Origin of the sequence: Bacillus sp. RC242 (assembly GCF_044908245.1) — a bacterium.
Lineage (GTDB): Bacteria > Bacillota > Bacilli > Bacillales > Bacillaceae_G > Bacillus_A > Bacillus_A mycoides.
Map to the genome: position 1 here is coordinate 51,355 of NZ_JBIYCZ010000013.1, position 13,508 is coordinate 64,862.

General features: G+C 34.8%; 13 protein-coding genes. 5 read left to right on the top strand and 8 right to left on the bottom strand.

Annotation, left to right across the window (positions count from 1 at the left end; genetic code table 11):
* Positions 1-129: 129 nt before the first annotated feature.
* Entirely contained in the window at positions 130-327 is a 198-nt protein-coding gene (locus tag ABH957_RS21665; protein WP_000776287.1) for a hypothetical protein, read from the bottom strand.
* 152 nt (positions 328-479) lie between these two features.
* Here ABH957_RS21665 and ABH957_RS21670 point away from each other — a divergent pair, with 152 nt between their 5' ends.
* The 3 genes from ABH957_RS21670 to hmpA all read left to right on the top strand — a co-directional run bounded on the left by ABH957_RS21670 (position 480) and on the right by hmpA (position 3,640).
* Positions 480-1,577, top strand: a complete 1,098-nt coding sequence (locus ABH957_RS21670) for a site-2 protease family protein (RefSeq protein ID WP_404447519.1) — start codon at positions 480-482, stop codon at positions 1,575-1,577.
* A gap of 114 nt (positions 1,578-1,691) precedes the next feature.
* Positions 1,692-2,210, top strand: a complete 519-nt coding sequence (locus ABH957_RS21675; protein ID WP_404447516.1) for a hypothetical protein — start codon at positions 1,692-1,694, stop codon at positions 2,208-2,210.
* A 221-nt stretch (positions 2,211-2,431) separates the two neighbouring features.
* A complete protein-coding gene (gene hmpA / locus ABH957_RS21680) occupies positions 2,432-3,640 on the top strand; it encodes an NO-inducible flavohemoprotein (RefSeq protein WP_404447513.1) in 1,209 nt (402 codons plus the stop codon).
* A gap of 29 nt (positions 3,641-3,669) precedes the next feature.
* Here hmpA and ABH957_RS21685 read toward each other — a convergent pair whose 3' ends face one another.
* Positions 3,670-4,182 carry a Crp/Fnr family transcriptional regulator gene (locus ABH957_RS21685; protein WP_404447509.1) on the bottom strand — a complete coding sequence of 171 codons (513 nt, stop codon included), beginning with the start codon at positions 4,180-4,182 and terminating at the stop codon, positions 3,670-3,672.
* Between the two features lie 170 nt (positions 4,183-4,352).
* On the opposite strand from ABH957_RS21685, the gene ABH957_RS21690 reads away from it, so the two are divergent.
* Positions 4,353-4,580 (top strand): hypothetical protein, encoded by a 228-nt coding sequence (locus tag ABH957_RS21690; RefSeq protein ID WP_000883004.1) that lies wholly within the window; start codon positions 4,353-4,355, stop codon positions 4,578-4,580.
* 293 nt (positions 4,581-4,873) lie between these two features.
* Here ABH957_RS21690 and ABH957_RS21695 read toward each other — a convergent pair whose 3' ends face one another.
* The 3 genes from ABH957_RS21695 to ABH957_RS21705 form a co-directional block, all read right to left on the bottom strand.
* Positions 4,874-5,674 carry a sulfite exporter TauE/SafE family protein gene (locus tag ABH957_RS21695; protein WP_404512192.1) on the bottom strand — a complete coding sequence of 267 codons (801 nt, stop codon included), beginning with the start codon at positions 5,672-5,674 and terminating at the stop codon, positions 4,874-4,876.
* Positions 5,675-5,791: 117 nt separating this feature from the next.
* Positions 5,792-6,790 carry an inorganic phosphate transporter gene (locus ABH957_RS21700; protein WP_002030715.1) on the bottom strand — a complete coding sequence of 333 codons (999 nt, stop codon included), beginning with the start codon at positions 6,788-6,790 and terminating at the stop codon, positions 5,792-5,794.
* A gap of 11 nt (positions 6,791-6,801) precedes the next feature.
* Entirely contained in the window at positions 6,802-7,422 is a 621-nt protein-coding gene (locus tag ABH957_RS21705) for a DUF47 domain-containing protein (RefSeq protein ID WP_000231445.1), read from the bottom strand.
* A gap of 311 nt (positions 7,423-7,733) precedes the next feature.
* On the opposite strand from ABH957_RS21705, the gene ABH957_RS21710 reads away from it, so the two are divergent.
* Positions 7,734-9,773 (top strand): transglycosylase domain-containing protein, encoded by a 2,040-nt coding sequence (locus ABH957_RS21710; protein ID WP_404512194.1) that lies wholly within the window; start codon positions 7,734-7,736, stop codon positions 9,771-9,773.
* Positions 9,774-9,938: 165 nt separating this feature from the next.
* On the opposite strand, the gene ABH957_RS21715 is transcribed toward ABH957_RS21710, so the two are convergent.
* The 3 genes from ABH957_RS21715 to ABH957_RS21725 all read right to left on the bottom strand — a co-directional run bounded on the left by ABH957_RS21715 (position 9,939) and on the right by ABH957_RS21725 (position 13,355).
* Positions 9,939-10,376 carry a hypothetical protein gene (locus tag ABH957_RS21715; RefSeq protein WP_113937030.1) on the bottom strand — a complete coding sequence of 146 codons (438 nt, stop codon included), beginning with the start codon at positions 10,374-10,376 and terminating at the stop codon, positions 9,939-9,941.
* Positions 10,377-10,595: 219 nt separating this feature from the next.
* A complete protein-coding gene (locus ABH957_RS21720) occupies positions 10,596-11,831 on the bottom strand; it encodes a Gly-Xaa-Xaa repeat protein (RefSeq protein WP_404512196.1) in 1,236 nt (411 codons plus the stop codon).
* Between the two features lie 258 nt (positions 11,832-12,089).
* Complete coding sequence (locus ABH957_RS21725; RefSeq protein WP_002126365.1) at positions 12,090-13,355, bottom strand: ATP-binding protein; 1,266 nt, start codon at positions 13,353-13,355, stop codon at positions 12,090-12,092.
* Positions 13,356-13,508: the final 153 nt, after the last annotated feature.

Genomic DNA, 13,508 nt, shown 5'->3' on the forward strand with positions numbered 1-13,508 from the left:
CCTAAATTGTTTGCTCCAGCCGAATTTTGAGGTGGGATTCTTACTGCCCGTAAATAGCGGGCAGTAAGAATCATAAAGTCTATATGGCCTTTCCTAGGAAATGATAATAGAGGGGAAAGATCCCCTCTATTATTTTGCTTTTGCAGATGGCTCATTCATTGATTTTCGTGTAATTAGAAAGGAAATCATAAGAGCGGAAAGAATAATAAGGGCTATAAATAAGTGATTTGGCAACCAATCTAATAATAATACGTAGCTGACGGTATAAAAAATAAGAGTTGAAGCTAAAAACGATAGAGCGCCTATCATAAGAGATTGTAATTTCATTTGTATTTACCTCCTTTTATTTTTATTTTTGGCTAAAAATGGATGGAATAAACATTATTTCTAACAATAGAAAAAAATATGTCATAATAGAGAAAAAGAATAAGTTTTGATGAGTGTATATGGCTCAATAAAGCGAGATAAAGGAGAGGAATATGAAAAATAATAAAAAAGGATTATGGGGAGTTATAGTTGCAATAGGGTTATTTTTACTATCTAAGTTAAAATGGGTATTTGCAATTTTTAAGTTAGCAAAATTTTCAACAGTATTTAGTATGTTTTTATCGCTTGGTGCATACGCAGTCATATATGGTTGGAAGTTTGGGGTAGCACTCGTATATTTATTGTTTGTACATGAGATGGGGCATTTATGGGCAGCGAGAAAGAAAGGGATACCAACATCGCCAGCAATCTTCATACCATTTATGGGAGCTCTTATTGGGATGAAAGAGATGCCGAAAAATGCAAAAGATGAAGCTTACATTGCATATATGGGACCTCTTTTCGGATTGCTTTCATTTTTACCCGCGATCCCACTGTATATAATCACGAAAGAGCCGTTTTGGGCGCTTATTATTTTACTTGGAAGTATGATTAATTTCTTTAACTTAATTCCAGTTTCTCCATTAGATGGTGGACGAATAATTTCAGTTGTAAGCACGAAAATTTGGGGGGCAGGGCTAGTTTTACTACTCGGCTATTCTATTTACTTCAAGAGTATTTTAGGAGGATTTATTTTTATTATCGGCTGTATGGAACTATATAGAGTAATAAAGAGAGATGAGCCGATTAAGGAATTAGGATATAAAATCGATGGAATAAAAGAATATGTTACTAGGCTTGAAGAGGAATTAAAAGAAACTGATGCGGTGCATCGAACGATTTATATGATTCACCATGAAATGAATGTATTAAGACAAAGAGAACGTGAAAAAGAATTAAAAACAGGAGAACTTCAAAAGATTGAAGTGCTAGAGTACCTTTTACCAAAATTTGAGCCACTTGATTATGTCCCATATGAAGATGAAAAAGAAATGCATACAATTCATATAAGAGAAGCATTTGAAATGTCAGAAAGAAAATTAAATGAATGGGAAACAGAAAAGGAACAACAAGAAAATTATTATAAAGTCGATACGAAAACGAAATGGACAGTATTTGCTTGTTATATCGGATTAATGGCTATACTCGGTTATACAGCTTATGAAGGTTATGTTGTTTTACAAGAGCATTTACCAAGGAGAAGTTTGTAGAAAAATAGTGTCGAAATGAAAAGGAGGATTTAAACAGGAATTACATTTCTGCGAGAGAATGTTACAAGTGTAACAGTACATTGTAATATTCATAGTAGAAAAGGAGTTCTGTATATGAAGAAATTGTTAAGTGTATTGGTAGCTATTACTGTAATGGCAATAGCGAGCTATAGTCTTATGAAAGTACTATTGTATTATGCGAATAAGTCTGCTGGAGTAAATACAGTAGCACAAATAGAAGATGTGCAAGAGAAGAAGAAGACACTCGAATTTGTTCGTACGACACATGAAAGTTATAATAATTTCTTGAACTATGGTAAGGCAGAGAAATATACAGATGGGGATTGGAAACATTTTAAACAATGGTTTCAAGAGCAAGAACCTTCTTTAAAAAATACACATAAAGAAATAAAAAATGAAAAAATAAAACGCGATGTGAATAGAAGTTATGAAATTGTAAAAAAAGGTGTGGGGCTTCAGAATATTGAGTATGTAGTCTATGCTCATCGCGTATATCATGACTTGGATATACTTGTAAATAAATATAAAGGTGAGACGAATGTATGGGGGTATACCGAGTTTGGAGATGGGCAGAATATACAAGTAATTGAACAAGCGATACAAACGAAGTAGTAGGCTAGCTAGAATTCTAGTTAGCCTTTTTTTGAGCCCAATTAATGAGGGCTAATAATTAGTAGCGTATGGGAGCACGCCACTAGTTAAAATTTATTTAATATGTTTTTGTTCATATATTTTTCACAAAAACACCATGTTAATAGTGATTAAAATCACAATATGTATTATACAATTCAGTTAAACTAAAAACAGTTAAGGAAATAGAGGAGTGGGATACAATGTTAAGTGCAAAAACAATTGAAATCGTAAAGTCAACAGTACCGTTATTACAAGAAAAAGGCGTTGAAATTACAACGAGATTTTATCAAATTTTATTTTCGGAACATCCGGAGTTATTGAATATTTTTAACCATACGAATCAGAAAAAGGGAAGACAACAACAAGCGTTAGCAAATGCTGTATATGCAGCTGCAATGTACATTGATAATTTAGAAGCTATTATTCCAGTTGTAAAACAAATCGGTCATAAGCATAGAAGTTTAGGTATTAAAGCAGAGCATTATCCAATAGTAGGTACATGCTTACTACGAGCGATTAAAGAGGTCGCAGGCGCACCTGATGAAGTTTTAAATGCATGGGGAGAAGCGTATGGCGTCATTGCTGATGCATTCATTAGCATTGAAGCGGGTATGTATGAAGAAGCTGCACATAAAGAAGGTGGATGGAAAGATTTCCGCAACTTTGTGATTGTTAAAAAAGTGAAGGAAAGCGATGTTATTACATCATTTTATTTAAAACCTGAAGATGGCGGGAAAGTTTCTTCATTCATCCCAGGACAATATGTAACGATTCAAATAAATATTGAAGGTGAAACATATACGCATAATCGTCAATATAGCTTATCTGATGCTCCTGGAAAAGAATATTATCGTATTAGTGTAAAGAAAGAAAAAGGTGTAGATACACCAGATGGTAAAGTATCTAATTACTTACATGATCATGTAGGGGAAGGAGATGTCTTACCAGTAAGTGCACCAGCGGGAGATTTCGTATTAAATATGGAGTCAACATTACCTGTTGTACTAATTAGTGGTGGAGTAGGTATTACACCGATGATGAGTATGTTAAATACGTTAATTGAACAAGAATCAAAGCGTAATGTATGCTTTGTTCATGCGGCGATAAATAGTAATACACATGCGATGAAAGAGCATGTTGAGACAGTAGAAAAAGAGTATGAACAAGTTAAAGCATATACTTGCTATTCTTCACCGACAGAGCAAGATGTGGAAATGAAGAATTTTGATCAAGAAGGATTCATTGAACGTGAATGGTTACAAACTATTATTCCAACGACTGAAGCAGAATTTTATTTCTGCGGTCCAGTACCATTTATGAAACATATAAATACTGCATTAATTGATTTGGGTGTTAAACAAGAGAACATTCATTATGAATTTTTCGGTCCCGCAGCAAGCTTACAATAGGTTAACGTTGCCAAGCAAAAAACGAGGTATTATTTTACCTCGTTTTTTGCTTGTTCTCTAAGTAAGCGATTTACTGTTTCGCGGCGTACACCTATGAGCTGCCCAATTTCAGTTTGTGTTAATATTTCATAAATAGGGATGTCACCTAAATAAAAGGTGAACCACTCTTGTAAACGATGAAGGCGTTCTTTAGGAGAGACAGTTGTCAATTGATCGATACGCTGTTGCATCATTCTTAACTTCGATTGTAATTGTATAGCGATATTTTCATATGATGCAGGATTTGCCTGAAGTTTGTCGTACCATTCATGGCTAATTATAGGCTCAACTTCTGTTTTCATTAAAGCGATAGCTGTACCGTGATATTCCTTCGGTGAAATTAAAGAATGGTGAGGTATCGTTTCACCAGGAACGATAATATTAAATAAAAATGGTGTTCCGTCTTCTTCTAACCGAATAACTTTTAATAAACCTGTTTTTATAAAATATAATGGACCGTCCTCACCTTGACGGAATAATACATCTCCCTTATGTAGAATCAATGTTAGCCCCCCATTAAAACATTTCTATTTCTTATATTTTAGCGTAAATGTATAAAGACAATATGCTTTTTAAACAGCAATTTCATTGACGAAATGTATGCTATTACAGTAGTATACTATTTAGTGTGTAATAGTACTAGCAATGAATACGCTGTAGGGGGTTTAGTATATTGTTAGATGCGATGAAGATGACGGATATGAGAATTCCGGCGAATGCTATCATTCATGTAGAAGAGATGAAAGGTGGAGTCGTTTTATCCGTTGAAATAGACGGCCAAATTATTTATACGATGGCTTATGATGAAGAAACAGATAGTTATGCTGAATTATATGATCGAAACGATAAGAGGGCGTGCCAAGTACATGAAGACTTTATGGGGTGGTCACTTCTTCACTAAAAAGATGTCAATATGACATCTTTTTTTATTGAATCGATAGATTATACAAAGAAATGAAATATAAGGATAAAATTTGTAATAAATGATTTTGCATTGTTAGCGCTTTGTAACTGTAAGATAACTGTTTTTTCGCTATCATAAAGATAACAGTCATAGCTATAGGAGTGATCAACTTGAAGAAATTACATATTTCAAATTTTATGCTATTAAGTGTTTGTTTAGTTTTATTTGTTCTCCTAGGAGCCTTTTTATATTCATGTGTATAAGAAAAAACGCATTCTAGAAAGAACGCGTTATAAAAATGAAGTAATGATTAATCTAGTTCCAAGAATAATTAATGTGATACGTAATAAATTAATTACTGCATTACCGCTTAATTTTGTGTTAATATAAGCCCCGATTTTTCCGCCAATCCATGCACCAGGAATAAGAATTAATGCATAAGCCCAGCTGACATTCCCTAGAGAGATGTGAGTTAAAGAACTTACAATTGCTGAGAGAAATACGATAAACATTGAAGTTGCTACAGCAATGTGTGCTGGGAACGCAAAAAGGAGCATCATCGCTGGCACAAGTAAGGCACCACCACCGATTCCAAATAATCCGGATATAAATCCAACTATAAAGGCAATAAAGATAGCGAGAAATGGTGGAAATTGATAGTCTACAGTATTTCCTTCGTTATCTGTAAAAGATCGCTTAATTACAGTCATATTTGATAGGGGAAGAGGTTTCAATTTGTCTCGTAGTATAAGAAGAATGGAGACGAATATAAGAAAAATCCCAAAGTATAAAGAAAATGTATCTTGGTTTAAAAATTTGTTTGCCCATGATCCGATAATACCACCAGGGCCACTCCCGATAAATAAAATAAGTCCACTTTTATAATCTACCCGTTTATGTTTCATATAAGTAAGGGTAGAAGCCAGCCCTGTAAAAACGACTGTTACCATAGAAGTTCCTACTGCGAGTTGTGGTGATAAACTGTGTAATCCAATTAATAACGGAACGATAATAATTCCGCCTCCAAGTCCGACTAGGCTCCCGACTGTCCCGGCGATTAATCCGATGAAAAGTAACATGATGTATTCCAAAATTGCCAACTCCTCTATATAACTTATCCATCAATCATTATACACGCTTTTTAATAAGAAATAGGCTTGTTCACAAAAAAGTCGTCTTCCTAGAAAAATAAGGAAGACGACTTTTGATTAAAAGATTAAGTGTAATAAGTAGTAAAATAATGCAGCTAAAGAAGCTGAAATAGGAAGTGTAATAACCCATGTAATTAACATGCGTTTTGCAGTTCCCCATTTTACACCTTTCACGCGATGTGAAGCACCAACTCCTAAAATAGAAGAAGAGATAACGTGCGTCGTACTAACCGGTAAGTGAATAAATGTTGCGCCGAAAATAACAAGTGATGATGATAAATCGGCAGCTACACCATTTACAGGACGAATTTTCATAATTTGTCCACCGACAGTTTTAATAATTTTCCAACCACCGACAGAAGTACCAAGACCCATTGCGATTGCACAAGATAATTGTACCCAGAAAGGGATATCGCCAGAAGTATGATAGTTATTGGCCATAAGAGCCATCGTAATGATTCCCATTGCTTTTTGTGCATCATTCGTACCGTGCGTATAAGCTTGCAATGCAGCGGTGAAAATCTGGAATATACGGAAGTTCTTGTTCGTTTTCGTTAAGTTAAAGTTTTTAAATACCACTTTAAAAATACTATATACGATGTAACCAATAACAAAAGCGATGATCGGTGAAATGATTAAAGCTTCAAGAATTTTTATAAACCCTTTATAGTTTAATGCGCTAATACCAGCAGCAGCAATTGCTGCACCAGCGATTGCGCCAATGATTGCATGCGAAGAACTACTTGGAATGCCATAGTACCAAGTGATCAAATTCCAGACTATTGCCGCAAGCAAAGCAGCTAAAATTACAAGAGAACCATTTTGCAAAGCAAACGGGTCAACAATATCTTTTGTAATCGTTTTTGCTACACCTGTAAATGTCATCGCACCTAAAAAGTTCATAATAGCTGCCATAACAATTGCATGTCTAGGCTTTAGAGCTTTCGTTGAAACAGCCGTTGCAATAGCGTTTGCTGTATCGTGAAATCCATTGATAAAGTCAAAAGCTAAAGCGCAAATGACTACTAAAACGGTCAGTATCAAGAGTGTATCCATGATCAAACTCCTTACGCGTTCTTCATAATGATTGTTTCTAATACGTTTGCAACGCTTTGACAGCTATCAGCTACTTCTTCAAGCTCTTCGTAAATCTCTTTAAATTGAATAATCTTAATCGGATCTTTCTCACGAGAGAATAAGTGCTTAATCGCATGACGGCGAATATCATCACATTGTGACTCGTAATCCTTAATCTTGATCGCATTTGTACGAATATCGACTAATTTCTTTTTAGAAAGTAGTTCAACAGAATTTGCAATCTCAATCGCACATTGATTAATTGCTTCAACGAATTTAATCATGTATTCATCAGCTTCTGTAATAGAATACATTTCGAATAGACCAGCACTGTGATCTAATCCGTCTAATACATCATCCATACTCATTGCAAGTTGTAGGATGTCTTCACGTTCAATAGGAGTAATAAACGCTTTGTTTAGCTCCATAATGATTTCGTGAATGAATGAGTCACCTTTTGACTCATACTCTTTCATGCGCATAGAAAACTCTTTTAAATCGCTAGCATTTTTAATTTTATACTCCACGAAAAACTGCGCGCCTTCTTTTAAATTTTCGGAAACGTTCATAAGCATTTCAGAAAATTTATCTTTTTTTGATTTAAAGACCATTATTGTTACCCCCACAAAAGTAATATATGTAAAATATATTGGCTAATCAATTCTAACAAAAAACTGTCGTTTTTTAAAACATTTTATCGAAAAGTTTACAAAAACTTAACATAACTCTCATTGTTGTATTAATAATATTAATACTCAACGATGAATATCTTACTTGTAGAATGTCCTTTTCTTGCAAAAAGTATGAATGTGAAAGAAAAGCTTTACACTATAGGAACGACTACGTTATTATAATAAATTTAAAAGGAGGTATATTCTTCCTTTTAAAAAGAAGAGTGTAAACAAATGAAGGAAGTGAACCAATGAAATTGAAGAACACTCACTTTAAAAAAACGCTTGAGTGGTTCAATAAGAGGAAGAAACTACGCAATTCATTAATTGTATTGGGAAGTTTACTTGCTACTCTATTTATTGTTGTAAATATAATAATTTCCATTCAAGATATATCTGAATTAAAACAAGCTGTTCCACAACCGACTTTAATTTATGATGCAAATAATGAAGTTGCGACTAAATTAGCTTCTTCTAAAACAGAAGGGGTCAAAAGGAAAGATATTCCTGATATTATGGTTCAAGCAATTGTTGCAGTAGAAGATAAGGAATTTTTTAGTCATCATGGTATTTACTATAGTGGAATTATAAGTGCTGTATTTAAGAACATTACAGCCGGTGAAGTTGTGGCAGGTGGTAGTACAATTACACAGCAACTTGCGAAAAATGTATTTTTAACGCAAGACCGTACATTCTCGCGTAAAATAAAGGAATACTTTCTAACGAAAAAAATAGAACGTACTTATACGAAAGATGAAATTGTTGAAATGTATATGAATCAAATTTATTTTGGTGAAGGTGCTTGGGGGATAAAAAGAGCAGCTAAATCTTATTTTGATAAAGAAGTAAAAGACTTAACGATTTCAGAAGCCGCAACGATTGCAGGATTAATTAAAGCGCCATCTGCGTATTCGCCGTATAAAAACTTTAATAAATCAATTGAAAGACGTAATGTCGTATTAGGTTTAATGAAGGAGCAAGGATATATTTCTGAAGAACATTATAATCAGGAGAAAGAATCAGGTCTTGTATTACGACGTGGTGTTGACGATAAATATAAGGGGAAATATTCTCAATACGTAGATTATATTGTTAGAGAAGCGATGGACAAGTATGAATTAACACAAAATGAAATTTTAGCAGGTGGCTATCGTATTTATACGGAACTTGACTCGAAAAAACAACAAGCGGTTGAAGATGTTGTGAATAATGATAGTTATTTTAAAGATAGTGGCTCAGATCAGCTTATGCAAACTGGAGTGGTCCTTATGAATCCAAAAACTGGCGGTGTTCCGGCTTTAGTTGGAGGCAGAGGTCCTTATCAATTTTTGCAGTTTAATCATGCAACACAATTAAAAAGACAGCCAGGTTCAACGTTAAAGCCTCTTGCAGTGTATGTACCAGCGTTAGAACAAGGATATGAAGTATACGATGTCTTAAAAGATGAACCGTTTAATATTAAAGAATATGCACCACAAAATAGTGATCATACGTTCCATGGTAATGTGACGATGTATGAAGCGGTGGCAAAGTCATATAATGTTTCAGCAGTTTGGCTATTAGAGAAAATTGGATTAGATAAAGGATTGAAATCTTTAGAGCGGTTTGGTATTCCATTAGAGCCTGAAGACCATACGTATCCGATTGCTTTAGGAGGTATGCATGTAGGGACTTCACCATTTGTAATGGCTCAAGCGTATAGCGCACTTGCAAATGATGGTGTCCAAGTAGAAGCTCATGCCATTAGAGAAATCCAAAATGCTGAAGGGGAAACAATTGGAAAATGGTATAAGAAAGAAACTCGTGTGACGAACGAGAAAGTTGCCCAAAAGATGACATACTTATTAAAAGGTGTTATTGAAAGGGGAACAGGTGAAAAAGCGAAAGTTAATAATATGGATACCGCAGGCAAGACAGGGACTACCCAGCTTGTAAATGGACCAAGCACTGGTGCGAAGGATTCGTGGTTTGTTGGATACACACCGGATTTAGTAGGTGCGATTTGGGTAGGGTATGATAAAACGGATAGTGAGCATTATGTGCCAGGAGGCAGCCAAATTACAACGACAATGTTCCGGGATATTATGAAGAAAGCGAATGGAAATCCAACTCAAAAGGCATTTCAGTTATCACTAATACCTGAGGCGGATTATACAAAACAATTAAAAACGATTGAGGAAGAAAAACGAAGGAAAGAAGAAGAGAAAAAACGAAAAGAAGAGGAACAACAAAGAAAAGAACAGCAAAATGAATGGATAGATAAAGTGAAAGAGTGGATTCCATTTTGGTAAAAAAAGAGGCGAATAGCGAGTTCGCCTCTTTTTTATGAGAAATGAGCGGTTTTATCTCGGTTCAAAATGTGGCAACAGAAAAGAAGTTAGGTGAGAATCGAGCTGCCTATAAAAATTTGATGGGTTTAACTTAATAATCCGTGGGGATGGGAAAAGCGCCACGGATTAAAGCTTCAGTTTATTTAGCGTAACATTGGTCCTACCGAAGGATTGAGAATCATACGTGACGGTTATTATTCCTTTACTAATAGGTTCATATGGCAATTCCTCTTCGAAACTTCCAGTATTTTCATTATGGATAGAGAGTGTTATTTCATCAACGTCTTTATTTTTATATTGATCTTTAATCGTTTCAGCGATTTGAAGTAGGTTTTCATAACTAGAAGCTTCTGTAATAAGCATTCCTTTTATAACTTTTTTTTCATTTTGTGTGGAAGAGGAATACGGGATGTTGTTTTGTTTTGTATACAGAAGTTCGTATGGAATGGTTTTTCTTTCTGCTTTTGAAACATTTGAATAGTTTAGAGTTAAAAGAAACCCTATACATAAAATTATGCATACCATAAGAACAAACCAAAAACGTGTCAGTGATATAATTCGCATTGTCATCCCTCTTTCATGTCTTTGTCTTCACTATTCATCATACAAAAAGAGGATTAAGCTAGAGTAAATTTGAAGTAAAGAAACGTAAAGAAGGAGCACTTATCCTCCAAAATAAGTGCTCCTTTTTATTAAAAGAAAGATTTAACATACAATCAAAATAATACAAATTACTATAAATCAAACATTCTTGGTCGTTCAAAAATAAAATGAAAACTAAAATTAGTAAATTCGGAAGACTGATAGTGTAGCTGTTGTGTCACCAGTGTTAGGGATGGAAATAGTATTTACTGTAGGTTGTACAGAGATTGTTGTACCAGCTGTTAAAGTAACAATTGTGGAGAAAGAAACCGCACTACCGATAACGTTAGTTGAAAAATTACGAGTAGGTGGTTGACCGTTGAATGAAATACCGAATCCAAATGGTGAAGAACCCGGGAAGGTTGTAGATGCTGAGAAACTAATATCGTATACTCCTGTTTCTAAAATAGTTAAAGTATCTGAAGTGTCATTAAAAATGAGATTATTTAGTTCGAAAACTTGATTGAATTGGATATTTGTTCCAGGTGATATAGTTTGTGGATTAGAATTTCCTATTGCTGCTATAGTTACAGGGATTGGTGTGCCCGACGGTCCAGTAGCACCTTGAGCACCAGTAGCACCAGCCGGACCTTGAGTACCTTGAGCACCTTGAGCGCCAGTAGCACCAGCCGGACCTTGAGTACCTTGAGCACCTTGAGCGCCAGTAGCACCAGCCGGACCTTGAGTACCTTGAGCACCTTGAGCGCCGGTAGCACCAGCCGGACCTTGAGTACCTTGAGCACCTTGAGCGCCAGTAGCACCAGCCGGACCTTGAGTACCTTGAGTACCTTGAGCACCTTGAGCGCCAGTAGCACCAGCCGGACCTTGAGCGCCTTGAATACCTTGAGGTCCTTGAGGTCCAGTAGCACCCCGAGCGCCAGCCGGTCCTTGAGGTCCAGTAGGTCCTATTGTTCCTCCACCAAGGCAACCTGATCCATATTGAACTAGGATAGCTTGAATTTCTGTAATGAGCTTAACTAGTTTATCGATAGTACAGCAATCGATTTTGAATAACTTAGCAATATACAATAAATAATTAAGCAAACTTTGTAGTTCAACGTACAATGCTCCGCATGAGAAAGGTGAGGACTTTAGGATAGTTAATAAGTTAGCAATAATAGAACTACCAATCTTTTCTTGTGCAGGTGATAAATCTAAGCAACTGAGGAATTTTTGAAGATTATTCAGGAGAGTAATTAGTTTATCGATGTTATCTTGAGAAGGGTTTTGAAATACAGCTTGAATACTTTGACCAAGAGCTTGAAGAAGTCTAGCATACTCTTTTAGTTCTGCCTTAGAGATGTTAATATAACTGCAAGCTCTTACTTCGCAACAATCATTACCATAAAACACTTTCCCTTTATTTTTGTTGGACATTTGTTCATTCCTTTCTTTTATAGAATAAATAGTCGTGACTATATAATAAAATGAAAACTAAACTGAATTCGTGAGGGACAAACTACTATTTCTAAAAAAATAAGAAGTTTACCTATCTTGTAAAACAAAGAACAATTAAGAGATAGAGAAAGATTTATATGAGTTAAAAAAGAATAGGTTAGAATAAAAAAAACTGCACGCAAATTGTTAGATTATATCTAACAATTTGCGTGCAGTTCGTGGAACAGCCCAACCTTTTTAATGATTAATTCGTTCATAGTTCGCTTTAGGTAAAATTGGAATAGAAATAGTGAAAGTTGTACCGTTTTGATTACTAGACATTTTTAATGTACCGTTATGATTTTGAATAATTTTCTTCGTTACTGACAAGCCCAGTCCTGTTCCTGAATCTTTTGTTGAGAAGAATGGATCAAAGATATATTCTTGAATAGCTGGAGGAACCCCAGTTCCGTTATCTGTGAAAGTAATCCGAACAAAGTTATCTAGGCGATAACTAGAGATTTGAATGGAAAGAGGTCTTTCGCCTCGAGCATCGATAGCATTTTGAAATAAATTTAAAAAAACTTGCACAAGTTCATGACGATCGATATTGACAAGTACACCATCTAATTCCGTAGAAAATTCATAGTCAATAGAAATGTTGTGTAAAAAAACTTCACTAGCAAGTAGTTGTTGAATATATTCGCGTAAAAACGTATTGATGGGAAAAGGTTCTCTAGTAAATTCACGCGTTTTTGAAATGGCTAAAAATTTTGTGATAATACTATTTGCACGATCTAGTTCAGGAATGAGTAGACTTTTAAACAATTCTTTATTGGATGGAGAAACGTTATCTTGTAGAAATTGCAAGTATCCACGTACCGTTGTAAGGGGATTTCGTACTTCATGAGCAATCCCAGCTGCGATTCGTCCTGCTAATGAAAATTTTTCTGCATCACGTTCTGTGTTTAAATAATGGAAGACACTAATAACTCTAAAAATCTCTCCGTTATAATCCCGAATAATTCGATTGTTTAAAATACCATAGTTTTTGTCTAACACTTCTTCATTATATATTTCTGTTCCTGTTCTTAATGTTTCAATCGCTTTAATTTGTTCTTCTGGCAAGTTTAGTAATTGTTGAATTGGCTTTCCAATTATATCATTTCGTACTACACCAAAATCATCTGCTGCAGCTTGATTACATAAAGTTATATTTCCTTTACTATCAACAAAGGTGACATGATGTGAAAAAGCATCAAAAATATGAACAAAGTATGTTTCAAGTTGTTCAAATAAAAATAATGAATCGCAAGTAAGTTGAAAATCAGCCTTTTTATTCTCTTTTTGTATGTTTTGAATGGAATGAGTCGTTCTCGTTTTCTTTATTTGTAAACCAATATGTGGATTTTTGTATGTGAAATGATGTGGTAATTGATTCACAAGCTCTTCATATAACCGCACTTTATTTTCTAGTTCTTCTATTCGTTTTTCATGAGATACAATATCATCGTTTGGAAGCATAAATAAATAACCCCTCAATTTAAAAATTCTTCCATTTAGTATATCATATTTTTATACGGATACTCTTAAAGAAGGGGCTACTTAATGAAATTGATTAGCTGAAATGTCCGGGAAGTGAGTAGAATGGATAGAAGGTGAAGTTAAAAAGGGAGG

What these genes read in the sequence shown, in the direction of transcription:
- ABH957_RS21665 (WP_000776287.1), bottom strand. Translation starts at nt 327, where the DNA reads ATGAAATTACAATCTCTTATGATAGGCGCTCTATCGTTTTTAGCTTCA.
- ABH957_RS21725 (WP_002126365.1), bottom strand. Translation starts at nt 13,355, where the DNA reads ATGCTTCCAAACGATGATATTGTATCTCATGAAAAACGAATAGAAGAA.
- ABH957_RS21705 (WP_000231445.1), bottom strand. Translation starts at nt 7,422, where the DNA reads ATGGTCTTTAAATCAAAAAAAGATAAATTTTCTGAAATGCTTATGAAC.
- ABH957_RS21715 (WP_113937030.1), bottom strand. Translation starts at nt 10,376, where the DNA reads ATGCGAATTATATCACTGACACGTTTTTGGTTTGTTCTTATGGTATGC.
- ABH957_RS21710 (WP_404512194.1), top strand. Translation starts at nt 7,734, where the DNA reads ATGAAATTGAAGAACACTCACTTTAAAAAAACGCTTGAGTGGTTCAAT.
- ABH957_RS21720 (WP_404512196.1), bottom strand. Translation starts at nt 11,831, where the DNA reads ATGTCCAACAAAAATAAAGGGAAAGTGTTTTATGGTAATGATTGTTGC.
- ABH957_RS21670 (WP_404447519.1), top strand. Translation starts at nt 480, where the DNA reads ATGAAAAATAATAAAAAAGGATTATGGGGAGTTATAGTTGCAATAGGG.
- ABH957_RS21675 (WP_404447516.1), top strand. Translation starts at nt 1,692, where the DNA reads ATGAAGAAATTGTTAAGTGTATTGGTAGCTATTACTGTAATGGCAATA.
- ABH957_RS21700 (WP_002030715.1), bottom strand. Translation starts at nt 6,790, where the DNA reads ATGGATACACTCTTGATACTGACCGTTTTAGTAGTCATTTGCGCTTTA.
- hmpA (WP_404447513.1), top strand. Translation starts at nt 2,432, where the DNA reads ATGTTAAGTGCAAAAACAATTGAAATCGTAAAGTCAACAGTACCGTTA.